This window comes from Arthrobacter sp. P4_F10, assembly GCF_056401435.1.
Genome location: NZ_JBFUJJ010000003.1, coordinates 1 through 19,071 on the forward strand (window position 1 = coordinate 1; position 19,071 = coordinate 19,071).

General features: G+C 66.7%; 18 protein-coding genes, 1 pseudogene and 2 riboswitches. Of the genes and pseudogenes, 8 read left to right on the forward strand and 11 right to left on the reverse strand.

What is annotated here, in order from left to right; genetic code table 11:
• From AC1DR1_RS04890 to gcvP, 5 genes are all read right to left on the reverse strand, one after another.
• Positions 1-1,063 (reverse strand): L-serine ammonia-lyase (locus tag AC1DR1_RS04890; protein ID WP_476992252.1); only part of this gene is annotated, 1,063 nt, incomplete at its 3' end.
• A 184-nt stretch (positions 1,064-1,247) separates the two neighbouring features.
• Positions 1,248-2,582, reverse strand: a complete 1,335-nt coding sequence (glyA, locus tag AC1DR1_RS04895) for a serine hydroxymethyltransferase (protein ID WP_476992253.1) — start codon at positions 2,580-2,582, stop codon at positions 1,248-1,250.
• The gene (gene gcvH / locus AC1DR1_RS04900; protein WP_229996026.1) at positions 2,579-2,962 is read right to left on the reverse strand and encodes a glycine cleavage system protein GcvH; all 384 of its coding nucleotides are present in this window, start codon (positions 2,960-2,962) and stop codon (positions 2,579-2,581) included. The genes glyA and gcvH overlap by 4 nt, the downstream gene beginning before the upstream one ends.
• Before the next feature lie 57 nt (positions 2,963-3,019).
• A complete protein-coding gene (gene gcvT / locus AC1DR1_RS04905) occupies positions 3,020-4,168 on the reverse strand; it encodes a glycine cleavage system aminomethyltransferase GcvT (RefSeq protein WP_229996025.1) in 1,149 nt (382 codons plus the stop codon).
• Between the two features lie 9 nt (positions 4,169-4,177).
• Positions 4,178-7,045 (reverse strand): aminomethyl-transferring glycine dehydrogenase, encoded by a 2,868-nt coding sequence (gcvP, locus tag AC1DR1_RS04910; protein ID WP_229996024.1) that lies wholly within the window; start codon positions 7,043-7,045, stop codon positions 4,178-4,180.
• A gap of 52 nt (positions 7,046-7,097) precedes the next feature.
• Positions 7,098-7,205, reverse strand: a riboswitch (glycine riboswitch).
• Position 7,206: 1 nt separating this feature from the next.
• Positions 7,207-7,304, reverse strand: a riboswitch (glycine riboswitch).
• A gap of 254 nt (positions 7,305-7,558) precedes the next feature.
• Between gcvP and AC1DR1_RS04915 the strand changes: the two genes are divergently transcribed.
• A complete protein-coding gene (locus AC1DR1_RS04915; protein WP_229996023.1) occupies positions 7,559-8,077 on the forward strand; it encodes a GNAT family N-acetyltransferase in 519 nt (172 codons plus the stop codon).
• A gap of 153 nt (positions 8,078-8,230) precedes the next feature.
• The gene (locus AC1DR1_RS04920) at positions 8,231-8,797 is read left to right on the forward strand and encodes a hypothetical protein (RefSeq protein ID WP_229996022.1); all 567 of its coding nucleotides are present in this window, start codon (positions 8,231-8,233) and stop codon (positions 8,795-8,797) included.
• 79 nt (positions 8,798-8,876) lie between these two features.
• Here AC1DR1_RS04920 and AC1DR1_RS04925 read toward each other — a convergent pair whose 3' ends face one another.
• The gene (locus AC1DR1_RS04925; protein WP_476992254.1) at positions 8,877-10,337 is read right to left on the reverse strand and encodes an FAD-dependent monooxygenase; all 1,461 of its coding nucleotides are present in this window, start codon (positions 10,335-10,337) and stop codon (positions 8,877-8,879) included.
• A 120-nt stretch (positions 10,338-10,457) separates the two neighbouring features.
• Positions 10,458-10,547: pseudogene (locus AC1DR1_RS04930) on the reverse strand (phage tail protein); the annotation flags it as partial.
• Between the two features lie 155 nt (positions 10,548-10,702).
• Between AC1DR1_RS04930 and AC1DR1_RS04935 the strand changes: the two are divergent.
• The 6 genes from AC1DR1_RS04935 (at position 10,703) to AC1DR1_RS04960 (ending at position 15,270) form a co-directional block, all read left to right on the forward strand.
• Entirely contained in the window at positions 10,703-11,134 is a 432-nt protein-coding gene (locus AC1DR1_RS04935) for a LexA family protein (RefSeq protein ID WP_229991995.1), read from the forward strand.
• Positions 11,135-11,142: 8 nt separating this feature from the next.
• Positions 11,143-12,441, forward strand: a complete 1,299-nt coding sequence (locus AC1DR1_RS04940; RefSeq protein ID WP_229991996.1) for a Y-family DNA polymerase — start codon at positions 11,143-11,145, stop codon at positions 12,439-12,441.
• Positions 12,442-12,483: 42 nt separating this feature from the next.
• On the forward strand, positions 12,484-12,804 hold the full coding sequence (locus tag AC1DR1_RS04945) for a hypothetical protein (protein ID WP_229991997.1): 321 nt from the start codon (positions 12,484-12,486) through the stop codon (positions 12,802-12,804).
• Positions 12,805-12,810: 6 nt separating this feature from the next.
• Positions 12,811-13,191, forward strand: coding sequence for a hypothetical protein (locus AC1DR1_RS04950; RefSeq protein ID WP_229991998.1), 381 nt, complete (start codon positions 12,811-12,813; stop codon positions 13,189-13,191).
• A gap of 133 nt (positions 13,192-13,324) precedes the next feature.
• Positions 13,325-13,903 carry a GNAT family N-acetyltransferase gene (locus tag AC1DR1_RS04955; RefSeq protein ID WP_229991999.1) on the forward strand — a complete coding sequence of 193 codons (579 nt, stop codon included), beginning with the start codon at positions 13,325-13,327 and terminating at the stop codon, positions 13,901-13,903.
• A gap of 269 nt (positions 13,904-14,172) precedes the next feature.
• Positions 14,173-15,270, forward strand: coding sequence for a hypothetical protein (locus AC1DR1_RS04960; RefSeq protein WP_229992000.1), 1,098 nt, complete (start codon positions 14,173-14,175; stop codon positions 15,268-15,270).
• 111 nt (positions 15,271-15,381) lie between these two features.
• Here AC1DR1_RS04960 and AC1DR1_RS04965 read toward each other — a convergent pair whose 3' ends face one another.
• The 4 genes from AC1DR1_RS04965 to AC1DR1_RS04980 all read right to left on the reverse strand — a co-directional run bounded on the left by AC1DR1_RS04965 (position 15,382) and on the right by AC1DR1_RS04980 (position 18,613).
• A complete protein-coding gene (locus AC1DR1_RS04965; protein ID WP_229992001.1) occupies positions 15,382-16,218 on the reverse strand; it encodes an ABC transporter permease in 837 nt (278 codons plus the stop codon).
• The gene (locus AC1DR1_RS04970; protein ID WP_229992002.1) at positions 16,215-17,159 is read right to left on the reverse strand and encodes an ATP-binding cassette domain-containing protein; all 945 of its coding nucleotides are present in this window, start codon (positions 17,157-17,159) and stop codon (positions 16,215-16,217) included. Before AC1DR1_RS04970 ends, AC1DR1_RS04965 begins: the two co-directional genes overlap by 4 nt.
• A gap of 32 nt (positions 17,160-17,191) precedes the next feature.
• Positions 17,192-18,037, reverse strand: coding sequence for a DUF4097 family beta strand repeat-containing protein (locus tag AC1DR1_RS04975; protein WP_229992003.1), 846 nt, complete (start codon positions 18,035-18,037; stop codon positions 17,192-17,194).
• 87 nt (positions 18,038-18,124) lie between these two features.
• Positions 18,125-18,613, reverse strand: a complete 489-nt coding sequence (locus AC1DR1_RS04980) for a type II toxin-antitoxin system HicB family antitoxin (RefSeq protein ID WP_229992005.1) — start codon at positions 18,611-18,613, stop codon at positions 18,125-18,127.
• Positions 18,614-19,071: the final 458 nt, after the last annotated feature.

Sequence of the window (19,071 nt, forward strand, 5' to 3'; positions counted from 1 at the left end):
CCTCCTCGCCCTGGCAGCCGACCACCGCGCCGGAGATAGAGGCCTGCTCCATGTAGAGCACCCCGATCGCGGCCGCGGTCACCAGTAACTTAACAACCACATCGTCCAGGTCGCCCTGGGTGGCCTGGTCCATGCCGGGGGCGAAGTGCAGCGCGTAGTAGAGCACGGCCGGGATGATGCCGGCGGCGCCGTTGGTGGGGGCGGTGACCACCCGGCCGCCCGAGGCGTTTTCCTCATTCACGGCCAGCGCGATCAGGTTGACCCATTCCTGCCAGTACTTCGGGTCCCGGTCCTTGTCCTCCTTCAGAAGCCGCTCGTGCCAGTCGGGCGCGCGGCGGCGGACCTTGAGCCCGCCGGGCAGCAGCCCGGTGCGTTTGAGGCTGACCTCGACGCAGCCTTCCATCACCGAGTAGATGTGCAGCAGGCCCTCCCGGATCTCCGCCTCGGTGCGGGAGGCGCGCTCGTTGACCAGCATGATCTCGCCGATCGAGAGGCCCTTCGACCGGCAGTGTTCCAGCAGTTCGGCCGCCGTGCGGAACGGCAGCGGGAGTTCCTTCTTGGATTCGTCGAGTTCCTTCAGGGCCGCGTCCTCCTCGCCCTCGCGGACAATGAAGCCGCCGCCGACGGAGAAGAACGTGGCCTGGTGCAGGGTTTCGCCCCCGGCGTCGGAGACGGTGAACGTCATCCCGTTGGTGTGCCGGGGCAGGATGGTCAGCGGCCGCAGGACCATGTCCTTCACCCCGTAGGGCAGGGGCACGGATCCGGCCAGCTGCAGGGTGCCGGTCCCGGCGATGGCGGCCAGCCGGTCCTCCACTTCCTCGGGGAGGATCTGCTCGGGATGGAAGCCCTCGAGCCCGAGCAGGATGGCGGTCATGGTGCCGTGGCCGTGGCCCGTGGCGGCGAGCGAGCCGTAGAGGTCCACCCGCAGCGACGCCACCTCTGCCAGCTTGCCGAGGGACTTGAGTTCTTCGGCAAACACGGCGGCGGCCCGCATCGGACCCACCGTGTGGGAACTGGATGGTCCTATTCCGATGGAAAACAGGTCAAAGACTCCAACAGCCATTGTCGGTTCCTAACTAGGTCTTACTGTGGTCCGGCAGATGGTCCTGCCGGAAGGCACTGCGGCCGGCCGGTTGGCGGCAGCTTGCCGGATGCACGACGCCGGGCGGCGGCTTGTGGCGGCAACCCGGCGTCGTGATCTGTACTGCGGTTAGTTCTGTATTGCTACTACTTCAGTCATACGTCGCTTAGGCGAGGTTATCAACCGAGGGGTAGAGCGGGTGGGCGGCGGCGAGGGCCTCCACCCGGGTGCGCAGGCCGGAGAGGTCCGCGCCGGCGTCGGCGGTCAGGGCCTCGGCGATGATGTCCGCGACCTCGGCGAAGGCCGCCTCGCCGAAGCCGCGGGTCGCCAGCGCCGGGGTGCCGATCCGCAGCCCGGAGGTCACCATCGGCGGACGCGGGTCGAACGGGACGGCGTTGCGGTTGACCGTGATGTCGATGGCCGCGAGGCGGTCCTCGGCTTCCTGCCCGTTCAGCTCGCAGTCGCGCAGGTCCACCAGGACCAGGTGCACATCGGTGCCGCCGGAGATCACGCTGATCCCCTTCGCGGTCACATCCGGCTGGACCAGCCGGTCCGCGAGGATCCTGGCACCGGCCAGCACCCGCTCCTGGCGCTCCCGGAACTCCTCGGACGCGGCGATCTTGAACGCCACGGCCTTGCCCGCGATCACGTGCTCCAGCGGCCCGCCCTGCTGGCCCGGGAACACCGCCGAGTTGATCTTCTTGGCGATCTCCGCGTCGTTGGACAGGATGATCCCGCCGCGCGGACCGGCCAGGGTCTTGTGCGTCGTGGAGGTGGTGACGTGGGCGTGCGGGACCGGGGACGGGTGCAGCCCGGCCGCGACCAGCCCGGCGAAGTGCGCCATGTCCACCATCAGGTAGGCACCCACCGAGTCGGCGATCCGGCGGAACTCGGCGAAGTCGAGCTGGCGGGCGTACGCGGACCAGCCCGCCACGATCAGCGCCGGCTTGTGCTCGAGGGCAAGGCGCTCGACCTCGGCCATGTCGATCCGGTGGTCCTGTTCGCGGACCTGGTACGGGATGACGTTGTAGAGCCGGCCGGAGAAGTTGATCCGCATGCCGTGMGTCAGGTGCCCGCCGTGCGCCAGGTTCAGGCCCATGATGGTGTCCCCCGGACGGATCAGCGCATGCATCACCGAGGCGTTGGCCTGCGCSCCGGAGTGCGGCTGCACGTTCGCGAATTCCGCACCGAACAGGGCCTTGACCCGGTCGATCGCGAGCTGCTCCACAACGTCGACGTGCTCGCAGCCGCCGTAGTAGCGCTTGCCCGGGTAGCCCTCGGCGTACTTGTTGGTCAGCACCGAACCCTGCGCCTGCATCACRGCCMYSGCGGTGTGGTTCTCCGAGGCGATCATCTCCAGCCCGTCCCGCTGGCGGGTCAGTTCGGCGTCGATCCTTACRGCGATCTCCGGATCCAGCRCGGACAGGTCCGCGTCCAGCGACGCGGAGACGACCTGCTCAAACGCGACGGTCACGGTGCCGGCGGCMGCGGCGSCGCTCACAGTTCGCCGCCGTTCTTGGACGCGTACTCTTCAGCCGACATCAGCGGGCCTTCTTCGGTCACGGCCACCTTGAAGAGCCAGCCGGCACCGTACGGATCGCTGTTGATCAGCGCGGGATCCGAAACGACGTCGTCATTGATCTCCACCACCTCGCCCGTCACCGGGGCGTAGAGGTCCGAGACGGACTTGGTTGACTCGACCTCGCCGCAGGTCTCCCCCGCGGTCACCGTCGACCCAACTTCCGGCAGGTCCACGTAGACGATGTCGCCCAGGGCGTCGGCGGCCACAGCCGAAATCCCAATCCCCGCAGGGCCCGATCCGTCGGCAGCAACCCACTCGTGTTCAGCGGAGTACTTCAGTTCGGCTACAACTTTGCTCATTTATCTCAATCCTTAAGTTCGTATGTGGTTTCGACAGGCTCAGCCAGCGGCGGCTGGCTACTTTTGGCGCTTGTAGAACGGCAGTGCGACAACTTCGAACGGCTCCGCCTTGCCACGCAGGTCAATGTCCAGGGCTGTGCCGGGCTCGGTGAATTCGATATCGACATAGGCCATGGCGACGGGGTACCCCAGGGTGGGGCTCGGCTGTCCGGAGGTCACTTCGCCCACCACGTTGCCGTCCTTGAGGACCGGGTAGTGGCCGCGGCCGGCCCGGCGGCCCGGGCCCTTGAGCCCCACGAGCTTGCGGCCGGTTGTGGAGCCTGCGCCGGCTGCCTTGAGTTCGCTCAGGGCAACCTTGCCGATGAAGTCCGACTCCTTGGCGAGCGAGACGACCGGTCCCAGGCCTGCGGCGTACGGGTTGCCTTCGCGGGAGAGTTCGTTGCCATAGAGCGGCATGCCGGCTTCCAGACGCAGCGAGTCACGGCAGGCCAGGCCGGCGGGGATGAGCCCGTGGCCGGCGCCGGTTTCCAGCAGCGCTTCCCAGAGGCCGGCGGCGTCCTCGTTGGGAACGTAGATTTCGAAGCCGTCCTCGCCGGTGTAGCCGGTGCGGGCGAGGAGCAGATCGTGGTCAGTACCGTTGACGGTGATACGTACCTCAACCGCTGCGTAGTACTTCAGCTCGGTGACCAGGACATGCTGCTCGGCCGGGACCAGCGTCAGCAGGATGGCCTCTGCGTTCGGTCCCTGGACGGCGATCAGCGAGGTTTCGGCGGAAACGTCCTCCACCGTCACGTCGAACCCGCCTTCCTTGCCGGAAACAGCCCTTTCGGCCAGTGCCGCGGCAACCACCGCAGCGTTGCCGGCGTTGGGGACCACGAGGTACTTGTCCTCGCCACGGCGGTAAGAGATGAGGTCATCGATGATGCCGCCGTCTTCCTGGCAGATCAGCGAGTACTTCGCTTTGCCGACGGCGACCGCCGAGAGCTTCCCGGCCAGGGCGTAGTCGAGGAACGCTGCGGCGTCCGGACCGGTGACCCAGACTTCACCCATGTGGGAGAGGTCGAACAGGCCCGCGGCGTTGCGGACGGCGTGGTGCTCTGCCAGTTCCGATTCGTACTTGAGGGGCATCTGCCAGCCGCCGAAGTCCGTGAAGGAGGCGCCGGCTTTTTTGTGCTGCTCGTAGAGAGCGGTGTAGTTCTCACTCATCAGGGATCCTTAGTTCTCGAAGTCGGAAAGCGGCGGGCAGGAGCAGACCAGGTTGCGGTCTCCGGCGGCGCCGTCGATGCGCCCGACCGGCGGGAAGTACTTGTCCTGCCTGAGTGTGTGGACGGGGAATGCGGCCTGCTCACGCGGGTACGCCCGCTCCCAGTCGGAAGATACGACGGCGGCTGCCGTGTGGGGTGCGTTGCGCAGCGGGGAGTTCTCCACCGTGAAATCTCCGTTGGAGACCTGGTCGATCTCCTGGCGGATGGTGATCATCGCCTCGATGAAGCGGTCGATCTCCGCAAGGTCCTCGGACTCGGTGGGCTCCACCATCAGGGTGCCCGCCACGGGGAAGGACAGCGTGGGGGCGTGGAAGCCGTAGTCGATCAGGCGCTTGGCCACGTCCTCGGCGGTCACGCCGGTCCTGGCCGTGAGTTCACGCAAATCCAGGATGCACTCGTGCGCCACCAGCCCGCTCTCCCCCGTGTAGAGAACCGGGAAGTGCTCATCCAACCGTGCGGCAATGTAATTCGCCGCGAGCAGGGCCGACTTGGTCGCTTCGGTGAGGCCCTGGCCGCCCATCAGCTTCACGTACGCCCAGGAGATCGGCAGCACACCGGCGGATCCGTAGCGTGAAGCGGAGATCGCAACACCAGTTCCTGGTTCGGTACCGCCGGCCTCGTGCGCCGCCTTGTTCGCGTCCCCTGGCATGAACGGTGCAAGGTGTGCCTTGGCAGCAACCGGGCCGACGCCGGGTCCGCCGCCGCCGTGCGGGATGCAGAAGGTCTTGTGCAGGTTCAGGTGCGAGACGTCGCCGCCGAACTTGCCCGGCTGGGCGAGGCCCACGAGGGCGTTGAGGTTGGCGCCGTCGACGTAGACCTGCCCGCCGGCGGCGTGGATCGCGTCGCAGACCTCGCGGACGTCGGCGTCGTAGACCCCGTGGGTGGACGGGTAGGTGATCATGATCGCCGAGAGGACGTCCTTGTTGGCCTCGATCTTGGCGGCGAGGTCCGTGTGGTCGATCGTGCCGTCGGAAGCCGTGGCCACGACGACCACCTTCATGCCGGCGAGCACGGCGGAGGCGGCGTTGGTGCCGTGGGCCGAGGCCGGAATGAGGCAGACGTTGCGCTGCTCGTCACCGCGGGAGTGGTGGTAGCCGCGGATGGCCAGCAGGCCGGCGAGCTCACCCTGGGATCCGGCGTTGGGCTGGATGGAGACCTGGTCGTAGCCCGTGATCTCGGCGAGGTCAGCTTCGAGGCCGCTGATGAGCTCGCGCCAGCCCTCGGTCTGGGAGTCCGGGGCGAAGGGGTGGATGGAGGCGAACTCCGGCCAGGAGATGGCTTCCATCTCGGCCGTGGCGTTCAGCTTCATGGTGCACGAGCCCAGCGGGATCATGGTGCGGTCCAGGGCGAGGTCGCGGTCCGAGAGGCGGCGGATGTAGCGCAGCAGCTGGGTCTCGGAACGGTGCGTGTTGAAGACCGGGTGCTGTAGGAAGTCGGAGGTGCGCAGCACCGTCTCGGGCAGCTCGAAGCCCTTGGCCTCCAGGACCGGACCGGCGCCAAAGGCGACGACGACCGCGGCGAGGACCTCCGGCGTCGTGGTTTCATCGACGGACACGCCAACTGTGTCCGCGTCGATGAGCCGCAGGTTGATGCCCCGGGCCCCGGCGGCGGCGATGACCTTGGCGGCCTTGCCGGGCACGCGGACCGTGAGGGTGTCGAAGAAGGAGTCGCTCGCCAGTTCGCGGCCGGCGATCTTCAGCGTGGCGGCGAGGGCGCGGGTGTTGTTGTGGACGGTCTCGGCGATGGCTTTCAGCCCGTCGGGGCCGTGGTAGACGGCGTAGAACGAGGACACGATGGCCAGCAGTGCCTGCGCGGTGCAGATGTTGGACGTGGCCTTTTCGCGGCGGATGTGCTGCTCGCGGGTCTGCAGGGCCAGGCGGTACGCCGGGACGCCGGCGTTGTCTTTGGAGACGCCGACGATGCGGCCGGGGAGCGTGCGTTCCATGCCCTCGCGCACCGCCATGTAGGCGGCGTGCGGGCCGCCGAAGAACAGCGGCACGCCCAGGCGCTGGGTGGAGCCGACGGCGATATCCGCACCCTGCTCGCCCGGAGGGGTGATCAGGGTCAGGGCCAGGAGGTCCGCTGCCACGGTGACCAGCGCGCCGCGTTCCTTGGCCTCGGCGATCACGGCGGACTGGTCCCACACCCGGCCGGAGACGCCGGGCTGCTGCAGGACGACGCCGTTGATGACGCCCTCGGGCAGGCCCTTGGAGAGGTCGGCGACCTCCACCTCGAAGCCCAGGGCTTCGGCGCGGCCCAGCACAATGGCGATGGTCTGCGGGAGGCAGTCGGCGTCGAGGACGGTCTTGGCCCCGGCCGCGGACTTGTTCTTGTTGGCGCGGCGCATGAGGAGCACGGCCTCGGCGACGGCGGTGGCCTCGTCGAGGAGCGACGCGTTGGCGACCGGGAGCGCGGTGAGGTCCTGGACCATGGTCTGGAAGTTCAGCAGCGCCTCGAGGCGGCCCTGGGAGATCTCCGGCTGGTAGGGCGTGTACGCGGTGTACCAGGCCGGGGCTTCGAGGATGTTGCGGCGGATCACCGGCGGGGTGACGGTGTCGTAGTAGCCCTGGCCGATCATCTGCACGGCCGTCTTGTTCTTGGAGGCGAGCTTGCGCAGCTCGGCCAGCACCTGGACTTCGCTGAGGGCGCTGTCCAGCGTGAGGGGCTTTTCCTGGCGAATGGAATCGGGGACCGCGTTGTCAACGAGGCCATCAACGCTGTCGTAGCCGACGGCCTTGAGCATGGTGTCGATGTCGGCCTGGCGGCGGGCGCCGATGTGGCGATCTGCGAAGGTGGACGGGGACGATTGAACCGTCATGAGAGGAACTCCATAATTCAGGTGGCATCAAAACGCCACGATGATTCGGGTTCCTCCCCGCTCTGTATTGGACCTGAGAGTTTCCGTTTTGCCCTGCTGATTGCAGCGCGCCACTTGCACCGTCGGTGAGCCCGGTTGCCCGGACTGCTTTCCAGAGTTGCCTTGCCGCGGCGGTACGTGGGCCTGAGAGATTCCTGGGGAGGATTTGCTCCTACGGCGCCTGCTGAACGTACCGGCAGGACTCTCCCGCCGCAGATCATAAGCCGTGCCACTGGTCGGTGACACAGCTCACAATTTATCTGGTTCCCGGGCAGGATGCAAAATTAATTTCAATTGAGTCGCTGTTTCCTGCACCACGGGGGTGCCTCCCCGCCGTCGAATGCCAGCCAAGGAACAAGTCCATCCCCCGGGGCCGTTGGGCTACTACGACCTGCCGTCCGCTGACGCTGGCAGCACCCTACACACCCGGACCGAGACCACGGGAAACGCGAACCCTTCGAATATGATCGCGTGATGCCTCTCCTTATCGCTCCGGACGCAAGCTACCACTCCTCCTGGCTGGAAGGATCCGCAGAATTTGACGGCGCCCACCGGGACGGCGGGGGCGCGGAGGACTGGTCCCTGGAAGAACTCAAAGATGCCCAGTCGTTCCGCCGCTTTGTCGACGCCCTCATCAATGACGCTCGGCCGGAGAGCCCGCGGAAGCCAGGATATGTGCCCTGCACGTACTTGTGGATCATGGAGGGTGACACGTTCCTTGGCTCACTGGCCATCAGGCACGAACTGAACGACTTCCTTTTCAACGAAGGCGGGCACATCGGCTACAGCGTGAGGCCCTCCGCCAGGCGTCGCGGCCACGCAGCGAGGGCGCTGGCTGATGCCTTGCCGATTGCCCGTGAACTGGGAATCCCCCGGGTTCTTCTCACATGCGATGAGGATAATGCAGGCTCACGAGCGACCATCGAAAAGAACGGCGGCGCCTACGAGGACACCCGCAACGGCAAACGCCGCTACTGGGTCGACACCGTCTGACCGGGCACGCCCCGAACGAACTGATCTCCGTTTACAGAGCGTGAAGTCGGTGCGACGCTGAACGCAATTCGGCCCGCGCGGGCTGTCTTCGGACTGGGGGTAACGAAAATGCAATGGGGCACGCCGCAACCGGAAAGTCCGTGGCCGCATGACATGGTGATCAGCGTCAATGACGATCCACACCACCTGACTCTCCTTCTGTTTGTCCGGCAGGCATGGTCCCTGGCCGGCGACCTCAACATCCCGCCCCTAAGCCCCGTACCAGACTGTGGTCATTCCCGGATGCCGGAATCGGCTGATGCCTCCACGTGGGAGAAGCGCTGGAAAACGTCATGGGACCAGGCCTGGAGCTGGTACCAGATCGAAGATCCAACGCACCATCCCACGCCCGCGGAATTGCGCGAGTCCGGGGACGCCAGTCAGGGGTTGAATCCTTTGATCCCACCCTTTTGGACTCAACGGTATGAATGGGAAGGTCTGGACCGCGAGGCTTATCAAGCCTGGGACCGAAGCCTGATCCCGAAATTTCCCCACGATGCCGAACCCCGAAGTCTCCAAGAACTCATCCCGGCATGGGAAAGCGGAATCGACACTGTCATCGTGCTGCCGTACGAGGGGTACTTCGCACACCGGCTGAGCCGGCGGCACCTCGTTGTGTCGGCCGCAACCAGGAATACCCCTGAGCACTACAGCAGGGCGCTACGAGAAAACGCACTGTAGACCCGCAGAGGCCGGGCTACCTCTCCTGCTAAGGGGACCGGCACGGAAATACGCGTCGGTCACGGCCACCGTTGGGACGTTAATGCCGCGCAGGCCCGAACCAGCTGGCCAGCGCATCCTCCAGCCCCCGCCGAGTCCCGTCTCCCGTCCACGCCACATGCCCGTCCGGCCGGATCAACACGGCCGCAGGAGCATTGACTGAACCGATCACCGGAAGCTCCCACCCGCCGTCGTACGTGGCGTCCACCAACTGCACCCGATCCATCCACGGCCCCGGGTCGATGCTGCCCGGCGCGCCGAGGTTGAGCAGCACCGCACGGGCATCGTGCAGGAAGGTGAACACGCGCCGCGGGCCGTTGGCGGTGACGACGTCGAGATCGGGCATGCGGCGCCCGAGCAGCGGGTGCCCCTCACCGAGGTCGTAGCGGACGTCCAGGCCGGAGATGAGGCCGCCCAGCCGCTTCCGGGCCTCATCGATCGTCAGCAGGCCGGCCACCGTGTCGGCCAACGCACCGATGCGCGGGTCGGCCCTCTGCATGATTGACTGCGCCATCGTGTGCTTCAGCGCACGGGCCCCGGCGGGGTGCCGCTCGGCGTGATAGGTGTCCAGCAGACGGTCCGGCGCAATACCCTTGACCACCTGGGCGAGTTTCCAGCCGAGGTTCACGGCGTCCTGGATGCCGAGCCCGATCCCCTGCCCGCCCGAAGGAGCATGGATGTGCGCGGCATCCCCGGCCAGCAGCACGCGGCCGCTGCGGTAGGCCGCGGCCTGCCGCGTGGCGTCGGTGAACCGCGAGATCCACGTCGGAGTGTGCACCCCGAAATCCGTGTCATAGACCTCGGTCAGCGCCTTGCGGAGGTCAGCCAGGGTGGGCTCGGCAGCCGGTCCAAGCTGCTTCTCGGTCACCACCACCCGCGTGGTTCGTCCGTCCTCCATCAGGTGCAGCCCGTGGATCCCCACCTCGTCGATGCGGATGCCTGCCGGCGTCTCCTCTGTCACCTCCACTTCGGCGATCAGGCTGCTCCTCGTCGCATCCCAGCCGGGGAACTCGATGCCGGCTGCCTTGCGGACAGCACTTCGCCCGCCGTCGGCACCCACCAGGTACAGCGCGCGCATCGGCCCGCCGTCGGCGAGATGCACGTCGACCCCGCTGTCGTCCTGGGTAAAGCCGGCGACCTCGAGCCCCCGTTGGACCGGCACACCCAGCTCCTCGATCCAGCCAGCCAGGATCCGCTCAATATGGTTCTGCCACAGGCCGAGCGTGTAAGGGTGCCGTGTAGGAAAGTCGCTCACGTCCAGGGTTGTTTTCCCGAAGAACGCCGCCTGGACGGGCTTGCCCTCGGCGAGGAACCGGTCGGCAATCCCGCGCTGATCGAGGATTTCGATCGTCCGCGAGTGGAACCCGCCCGCACGCGAGCCCACCAGCTCCGGCGTCGAGCGGCGCTCCACAATGGCCGCATCCACCCCCGCCAGCGTCAGCTCACCGGCCAGCATCATCCCAGTCGGACCGCCTCCGGCAACGATCACATCAACGATCACAATCCCCACCTCTCCAAGCCGACAAGCACGGCGATGCCGGCCTGAGCCCGACGCCGGCACGGAACGTCAACTGGTCAGTACTCACCCTTAATCACGAAGTAGGAGCCGCGGATAGCGCCCGTTGGCGCGCAACCCGGCCAGCGCCTCGGCGACCGGAGAGCATTCCAAGCCGACAGTAGAAACGCTCTCGAAGTCAGCGATGTACGGCATGCGCCCTCCAGGTCAGATGTGCTGGGACCAACGATAGTAGAAATGCCTCTTCGATTCGGCACCTCAATAAGCCGGCCAGAACAGTCGATCGGTCTTTTGTCGGCCCGTCCGGCTACACTGAATGTATCGAACATATATTCGAATAAAGGTGTGTTGTGGGCGTTGTTGTCGGTCCCCGTGTGATAGATGCGGGCATGTCGTTGTTGTCGGTGCTGATCTCTCCGGTCCCTGTTGCGGCCGGGTATCCGTCGCCGGCGCAGGACTACTTTGATGGCCGGATTGACCTGAACGAGCACCTGATCAAGGACATCACCAGCACGTACGTCGTGCGGGTGTCCGGGGACTCGATGGAGGGCGCCGGCATCAGCGACGGCGATGAACTGATCGTGAACCGGGCCCTGGAACCCAAAGACGGGTCCGTGGTCATCGCTGTCCTGGACGGGGAGCTGACCATCAAGCGGCTGCGGATCACGGCCACCGGCGTCGTGCTGCAGGCGGAGAACCCGGCGTACCCGGATATCCGGGTCCCGTCGGTCTCGGATCTGGTCATCTGGGGCGTCGCGACCCGGTGCCTGCACCATGTCTGAGGCCAGCCATGTCTAAACCGGCCACGATGCGGCGGATGCCGCAGATCGCGCACGTGGATGTGAACTGCTTCTATGCGTCGGCCGAGCGGGCGTTCGACCCGTCCCTGGAGGGCCGGCCCGTCGTCGTCCTCTCCAACAACGACGGCTGCGCCGTCACCCGGTCCCCGGAAGCCAAGGCCCTCGGCATCCCCCTGGGCGAGCCATGGTTCAAACTCGCCCCGCGGGCCAAGGAGTGGGGACTCGTTGCCCTCTCCAGCAACTACGAGCTCTACGGCGACATCAGCGCCCGCGTGATGGAACTGCTCGGCCGCTACTCGGCCTGGCTGGAGGTCTACAGCATCGACGAGGCCTTCCTCGGCGTCAAAGGCACCCCGGAGGAACTCCTGGCTCTCGGCCGGACCATGAAGACCGCCGTGCGCCGCAACGTCGGGGTACCGGTCTGCGTCGGGATCGCCGGGACCAAGACCCTGGCGAAACTGGCCAACAAATGGGCCAAGAACAACCCGGCCTTCGCCGGCGTCTGCCACTGGGACTCCGTGGCCGCCGCAGACAGGGAATCACTGATGCGCCGCCTGTCCGTGATTGAGATCTGGGGTGTCGCCACGCGGCTGACCAAACGCCTCAACGGCCTCGGCATCCAGTCCATCCTGGATCTGTCCCGGGCCGATCCGGTCATGATCCGGGACCGATTCTCCGTGGTCATGATGCGCACCGTCCTTGAACTGCAGGGAACCCCGTGCATCCCAATGGAGGAAGAACGGATCGGGCGGGACCAGCTCATCTTCTCCCGCTCCTTCGCCACCCCCATCACCACCGCGGCAGGGATGCGGCAGGTCCTGAGCGTTTACGGCCAACAGGCCTCAGCGCGGCTGGCCAAACACGGACTGCAGGCCAAGGTCCTCACCGCGTTCGCCGGCACCTCACACTTCAACCCGAAAGACACCTCCTACCCCTCGGTCTGCGTGCCGCTGCCGATGCCCACCGCGGACCCGGTCCTGCTCACAGGGGCTGCCCACGCACTCCTCCCCCACATCAACGAGGGCATCAGGTACGCCAGGGCCGGCATCATGGTCACCGATCTGCGGCCCACCGGCAACCAGGCACCCCTGGCCCTGTTCGAAAACCCGCACGAGGAACGCCGCGTCGGAGCCCTCATGGAAGATGTGACCCGCCGGTATGGGCGCGGCTCCATCGGCCTGGGCCACGCCGGCATCCGGGGCGGGCCGGACTGGACCATGAAGCGGGACATGCTCTCCCCCCGCTACACCACCCACTGGGACGAACTCCCCCTCGTCAAAGCCGCCTAAACCCAACACACGCCCGCACCGCCGCACCACGAAAGAACACCCATGACCCTCGCGCCCGTTGCCCCCACCCAGACCCACGACCTGCAGGTCCGCACCGACCCGGCGGGCAAACCCCTTGCCATCCGGCACGACGGACGGATCTGGGTTGTCGATCCCGGCACGGAGTCCCAGCACTGGTTCGAAAGCGACTCCCGGCAGGACACCGGGCGCACTGCCGCCGTGGGCAGCGGCGGCCTGGTCAGCGTCGAATACTGGCGCGTGCAGGTCCGCCTCGGCTCCAACTCCCCGCTGCGGACCGTCACTCTGCGCCGTGAACAGCCCTCCCCCGGGTGGTTCCTGGAACACGTCAGTGACGGCAGCTAGGCAACAGTGCCAACTAACTGTCAACGAATCAGCGATCAAACATGGGAGGGGATCAGAAAAGAATTCACGCTGCCGGCCCTGGACCAGGTCCGCCGCCGCCTCTCCGAGCTCATGGAAGACCCGGAGCCGGTGATGCAGCAGCTGGTCCGGGTCTTCATCGACGACGGCACCTTCTGCCCCGGATTCCAGTTCCTCCCCGGTGGACAACTCCGCCCGCCGGTCGTTGAGCTCTTTCAGCGTGCGCTGGAGCTGCAGATCCCGCACAACTACTTCACGGTCTGGATGGTCACTCCGTCCCGGGACCTTGCCGGCTCCCGCCCGGTCGACCTGCTGAAGAACAGCCGCGCCCCTCTGCTGCGCACGTTGGAATCCTACCGGTGGCGCTAGAAGGCTCTTGACCGCACTGCCAGGAATCCCAGACGGTGTAGTTCCCGGTATCGGTGGTGATGTCCCAGAGAAGAACTGCCCCGACCGCCCCGACCGGTGTGGCGGGTCTTCCCCACGGTGCGAGAATGTCTGCATGCTCACCTTCCTGGAGACTGAACGCCTTCTGCTCCGGCAGTTCACCGCCGACGATGCGGAGCTACTCGTGGAACTGGACAGCGATCCGGGCGTGATGCGGTACATCACCGGCGGTATCCCCACCTCCCGGGGCGAAATAGAAGGCGACTTCCTCCCGGCCTTCCTCGACTACTACCGGCGCTTTCCCGGCTACGGGTTCTGGGCCGCGCTCGAGAAGACGACCGGGGAATTCCTTGGCTGGTTCCACTTCCGGCCAAGCCCCGACGATCCACAAGATCAGCCGGAACTGGGCTACCGGCTGCGCCGCGCGGCCTGGGGAAAGGGCCACGCGACAGAGGGATCGCGGGCGCTGATCGCTAAAGGCTTCACCGAGTTCAGGGTGCAACGGGTTGTAGCCTCGGCCATGGCAGCCAACACGGCCTCCCGAAGGGTGATGGAGAAATCCGGGATGCGCCTCGTGCGGGCTTTCGTCGGCGACTGGCCGGGGTCCGTTCCGGGAGAAGAGCACGGCTACGTCGAGTACGCGATCACCCGAGATGAATGGGAGGCTGACGATTCCCGCCTTCGTCCCCAGTGACCCGCCGGTATCAGCCGGCCGCACGTAAGACATTGCTGAGGTGCACCGCAGCGAGGTCCGCGATCGACTCTGAGGAGATTCCACAAGGCCGGACCAGCGCAAACGTCGCAGCGGCGAGGGCCGCGAGGTCGGGCAGGGCTGCGGCGCGGCCAGGGCGACCCGACGGCGGCCCTACATGAGGGTTCCTTAATGCGCCCTTCATCTGGACTTCATGGTCTTAGTTCAAGCTGACAATCTCAAGTGGCACTTCCACCGCTGGAGCTGATCCCATGAGTTGGTACCTGCCCGCCCCGCAATACGCCGACGAAGCTACAGGCACAACCTGGTGCGTCTGCCGGGCCTGGTTCGATAAGAGACCAGGCGACTACGTGCTGGAGGTCCTCAGCCAGGGCCGGACCCCCGCCCTCCGTGGAGCCTATCTGCGCCACGGGCGCTTTGAACTCGTGCCGCTGGACGATCCTGAACTGCCCGCATTGCGGGCAGAAGCGCAGCAAGGCGAACTCATTGCGTATCGGCCCCACAGACGGGCGGTAGTCCGGGCGGAGGGCCGTTACATCAAGATCTTCCGGCCAGGGCAGGCCATCGCATCCGCCGAACGCTGCGCACACGTGGACATTCTCCTGGACGCCGCCGGTACCTTCACGACCCCCAGGATCCTTCGCAGCTCCGAGGATGTCATCGTTTTCAGCACCGTCCCGGGACCGACCCTGAACGAGCTGGGCGAGAACGACTCCACGGCCAGCGACGAATCGTTCGCGTGGGCATGGGAGAAATGGTCGCGCTCGTGGGTCGCTCAGCTGAGCGCCCCGCACGGCAGCGCCGCACGCAGCGTTCTGAACAGCCTGCCGCTCCGCTCAGCAGAGGTGAAAGCAGCGGATCTGTGGCGATCCGTGAACCGCTGGCTGCGCCACTTCGAAAGCGTGCCGGAAATGTCGCCTCAAGGAAGTGCCCTGCGGGCCGCGGCAGAGGATGTGACGACGAATTTGCTTCGGTCGGCCCCGGATCCGCTGGTGTGGTCCCATGGAGACCTGCACGGCAAGCAGATCATCGCAGTCGACGGCCGGTCCCCGCTCGGATTGCTGGATCTTGACAAAGGAGCCCAAGCCGAGGCGGCCCTCGATCTGGCCAATATGGACGTGCGCTTGGAGCTGCACCGGCGACGGAACCGCATGTCGTCGGCACGTTACCTTACGGCTCACAATCAGGTGTTGGCCGTAGCCGAGGAACTACATGTCAATCCAGACCGGTTCCATGCCTACATGGACGCGCTCTGGCTCCGTGAGGCATTGGTTCCGCTACCCGGGCGCCTAGTCATGGCCACTGCCGTTCTCGACGAACGGGCAAAGCATCAGACCACAAAGGCATAGCTTCCATCAGCTCCCTTGACGCCGCAACAAGCTGCCGGCCTCCACGTGTGAACAGAACCGGCGGCCGCGATGGACTCGCGGCCGCCGGCTGTAATCCGGTGGGACCTGGGCTCAGCGCACCGACTTCCGCTCGTAGATCGCCATCGACCAGGCGTACCCGGCGACCACGATCACCACGCACCATCCGACCGCGAGCGCCGGGCTCCAACCGAGCGGGGTGCCGAGCAGCAGCCCGCGGATGGCCTCGATGAACGGCGTGAACGGCTGGTACTGCGCGAACCACTGCAGCCACTCCGGCATCGACTCGGTCGGCACGAAACCGCTGCTGAGGAACGGCAGGAAGGTCAGCACGAGGGGCCAATTGCTGGCTGTCTCGACCGACTTCGCCTGCATGCCCATGGCGACGCCGAGCCAGCTGATCGCGTACGCGATCAGCACCAGCAGACCGGCGGCGGCGAACCACTCGACCGCTCCGGCCGTCGGGCGGAAGCCGATCAGCAGTCCGACGCCGAGCACGAGCGCGACGGCGATGATCGCCTGGATGGTGTTGCCGAGCACGTGCCCGGCGAGCACCGCAGCCCGCGAGATCGCCATCGTGCGGAACCGCGCCGTGATGCCCTCGGTCATGTCCATCGCGACCGTCGTCGCGGTGCCGCCGGCGCTGCCCGCGATGGTCAGCAGCAGGATGCCCGGCATGATGTACGCGACGTACGCTTCCCGCCCGCCGGCCGGATCCGCCCCGGGCAGGCCGGCACCGAGTGTGCCGCCGAACACGAACACGAAGAACAGCAGGATCACGACCGGCCCCACGATGGTGAACACCGACAGGCCCGGGTAGCGCACCATGTGCAGCAGGTTGCGGTGCAGCATCGTGATCGAGTCGGCGACGACGTGCGATTGTCGGCTGGTGCCCGGGGCCGTCTTGCGCTGGGCGGTGATGGTGGTCATGATGCTGTTCCCTTCAGGTCGGCCCGGCCGGTGAGCGCGAAGAACACGTCATCGAGGTCCGGGGTGTGGATGCTGAGGTCGTCGACCTCGACGTCGGCCGCATCGAGGCGGTCCAGCACGGTGCGCAGCGCGCCGACCCCGCCGTCGCTCGGCACGGTGAGCGCGAGCCCGGCGTCGTCGCGATCGGACTCGTCAAGCAGGCGGGAGGCGGTGTCGAGCGCCGCGGCATCCGCGAACCGGAGCCGGATGTGCCCGCCGGGCACCAGGCGCTTGAGCTCGTCCGGCGTCCCCTCGGCGACGATGCGGCCGCCGTCGAGCACCGCAATGCGGTCCGCGAGTTCGTCCGCTTCGTCGAGGTACTGGGTGGTGAGTAGGACGGTGGTGCCGTCCGCGACGAGGCTGCGCACGATGTCCCACATGGTGTGGCGGCTGCGCGGGTCCAGGCCGGTGGTGGGCTCGTCGAGGAAGATCACGCTCGGTGTCGCGACGAGGGTCATCGCGAGGTCGAGGCGGCGCTGCATCCCGCCGGAGTAGGTGGCGAGCGGCTTGCGGGCGGCGTCGACGAGGTCGAACTGCTCGAGCAGCTCGACCACCCGGGTCTTCGAGCGCTTCGCCCCAAGGTGGCGCAGCCGCGCCATCAGCAGGAGGTTCTCCTCGCCGGTGAGCAGTTTGTCCACCGCGGAGAACTGGCCGGTGAGGCCGATCGCGGCGCGCACGCCGTCGTGGTCGCGCACGACGTCGCATCCGTTGACGAACGCTGTGCCGCCGTCGGGCCGCACGAGCGTGGACAGGATGTGCACAGTGGTCGTCTTCCCGGCGCCGTTCGGGCCGAGCAGCGCGGTGACGGTGCCGGCGTTGACGGTGAGGTCGACGTTGTCGAGCACCACCTTTCCGCCGTAGGACTTCCGCAGCCCGTGGACTGCGATCGCTGGCGTGTTCATGAGTGTCGTTCCCTTCTGTTGGGTGCCCGGATTCACCGCGCGCGATGGATGCTGATGTTGCCGTGCTGCGTGCGTGCACGTATTTCGACCGTCTGTTCCGACGCGTCGGGGGCGCCGTCGCCGTCGAGCTCGTTGCGCACGTGCCCTGCCTTCGAGGACAGGTCGAGCCAGGCGGGAACGCCGGGCCGCACGCCGATGGTGACCTGGCCGAAGCCGCTTTCGACTTGGATGGAACCGCTTGAGACCTCTCCCAGCTGGATGCTGCCGTAAGCGGTCTTCGCCGTAACGGAGCCGCGTGCCCTTGGGATCTCGAGGTCGCCGTAGGAGAGCTTCGCGTCGAGGTCGCCGCCGGAATCCCCGACCTGGATGGTGCCATGCGAGGCCTTGAGGATCGCGTCGCCGGTGACCGTGCCGATCCGGATCTGACCGTGGTCGGCCGTGATCTCGACCCCGCCTTCTGCGGTGCCCACGGTCGCGTTGCCGTGCGAGGCGCGCAGCCACAGGTCGCCGGTGGTGTCGACATCCACGGGGCCAAGCGAGCTCTTGATCCGGGTGGCGCCGAGGCGGCCGACGGTACGCAGGCCGCCGACCGCGATCTCGGCGGCGAGCCGCGACCCCGTCGGCAGCTCGACTTTCACATCGACCGACTCGGATGGGCCGATCCAGCTGAGGCGGGGCCGCGGGCCCGTGATGGTGAGCCGCTGGCCATCGACGTCGACCCTGGTCTCCTCCGCGCCTCGGCGGTCGACCGCCTTCTCGGGGTTCGTCGGCAACACGGTCACCACCGTGTCGGCGCGGTCGCTGGCGAAGACATCGATTGCGCCGACCTGCAGGTTGATGGCGAGGTCGATTGGGCCGGGGGTGTTGTAGGTGGGCATACTGACGCCTCCCTTTCTCTACGCGTGTTGATATGGCCCCGCGGGTCCGCGTGGCCGGGAAATGGTGAAGGTGGGTGGTTGAGCGGGTTAGCGCGCCCAGCCCGCAAAGTTGTCGCCGGTGCGCAGCGTGCGCTGCGTGGATCGTCGTTGCTTCGGTTGGATAGCGGCCGCAATCGCACGGACCAGCCAGGTGTTGACGGACATGCCGTCAGCCGCCGCCGCCTCGTCCACCCGCGCCTTGAGGGCATCCGGCAGGCGGAGCGTGGTGCGCGAGGTGCTCGCGTCCTCGAGGTCGACGGTTGCGGCGGGCCGCTCGTCACTGTCGGGCTCGGCGTTCGGCGGGGTAACTACGAACTCGATGTCGCGTCCGCGCAGCCGCATGTCAACCGATCCGGGTGCGAGGTCGCGGGTGATCTCGCCGGCCGCGGCCGACAGGACGTCGAGTAGCACGAGCCGCACCGCGGCATCCAGTCCGGCGGCGAGCCGCTCCGCGACGGCGCGAGTGTCCTCCGTGCCGTTCTCCGCGGTATCCACTAGCTGGCGCTGCAGGTCGCTGACGTACTGTCCAAGTTCCATGCCACCATAGTGACACCATAGTGGTGTCACGTCAAGGCATCGTGGTGTCATTGGTTCGGTGAGGCGGCTGGGTTTCGAAGCGATGGACCGTGCGGTTCTGCGTGTACTTTGCCAGCGATGCCCGCGCCTGGGTGATTTTCCAGGTCCCAGTTTGGCCAAGTGCAGGCCACGGCTAGCGGCCTGCACCCGGTCCTTTTTCTCAGGTCCAAACGTGACTGAATCGGAGCGTCTAGATTTGCGGACTAAACGGTGCCGGTGCCCGGGTCGTCGTGACGATTTCGGCTTCGTCCGAGCTCACTGGTATGCGAGCACCGCCGCCGCCGTCATCAGTCAGAACATCGCTAATTTTGTCCCAAGCGCGGCTGGCCAGGTCCTCGGCCGCGTCCCATATGCCTGACAGACTGAACGCAAGTACGTCAAACCCAGGGTTCTTCGTCCTTGAGACCACGAGATCCGGC

What these genes read in the sequence shown, in the direction of transcription:
- gcvH (WP_229996026.1), bottom strand. Translation starts at nt 2,962, where the DNA reads ATGAGCAAAGTTGTAGCCGAACTGAAGTACTCCGCTGAACACGAGTGG.
- gcvT (WP_229996025.1), bottom strand. Translation starts at nt 4,168, where the DNA reads ATGAGTGAGAACTACACCGCTCTCTACGAGCAGCACAAAAAAGCCGGC.
- gcvP (WP_229996024.1), bottom strand. Translation starts at nt 7,045, where the DNA reads ATGACGGTTCAATCGTCCCCGTCCACCTTCGCAGATCGCCACATCGGC.
- AC1DR1_RS04915 (WP_229996023.1), top strand. Translation starts at nt 7,559, where the DNA reads ATGCCTCTCCTTATCGCTCCGGACGCAAGCTACCACTCCTCCTGGCTG.
- AC1DR1_RS04920 (WP_229996022.1), top strand. Translation starts at nt 8,231, where the DNA reads ATGGTGATCAGCGTCAATGACGATCCACACCACCTGACTCTCCTTCTG.
- AC1DR1_RS04940 (WP_229991996.1), top strand. Translation starts at nt 11,143, where the DNA reads ATGTCTAAACCGGCCACGATGCGGCGGATGCCGCAGATCGCGCACGTG.
- AC1DR1_RS04945 (WP_229991997.1), top strand. Translation starts at nt 12,484, where the DNA reads ATGACCCTCGCGCCCGTTGCCCCCACCCAGACCCACGACCTGCAGGTC.
- AC1DR1_RS04955 (WP_229991999.1), top strand. Translation starts at nt 13,325, where the DNA reads ATGCTCACCTTCCTGGAGACTGAACGCCTTCTGCTCCGGCAGTTCACC.
- AC1DR1_RS04960 (WP_229992000.1), top strand. Translation starts at nt 14,173, where the DNA reads ATGAGTTGGTACCTGCCCGCCCCGCAATACGCCGACGAAGCTACAGGC.
- AC1DR1_RS04965 (WP_229992001.1), bottom strand. Translation starts at nt 16,218, where the DNA reads ATGACCACCATCACCGCCCAGCGCAAGACGGCCCCGGGCACCAGCCGA.
- AC1DR1_RS04970 (WP_229992002.1), bottom strand. Translation starts at nt 17,159, where the DNA reads ATGAACACGCCAGCGATCGCAGTCCACGGGCTGCGGAAGTCCTACGGC.
- AC1DR1_RS04975 (WP_229992003.1), bottom strand. Translation starts at nt 18,037, where the DNA reads ATGCCCACCTACAACACCCCCGGCCCAATCGACCTCGCCATCAACCTG.
- AC1DR1_RS04980 (WP_229992005.1), bottom strand. Translation starts at nt 18,613, where the DNA reads ATGGAACTTGGACAGTACGTCAGCGACCTGCAGCGCCAGCTAGTGGAT.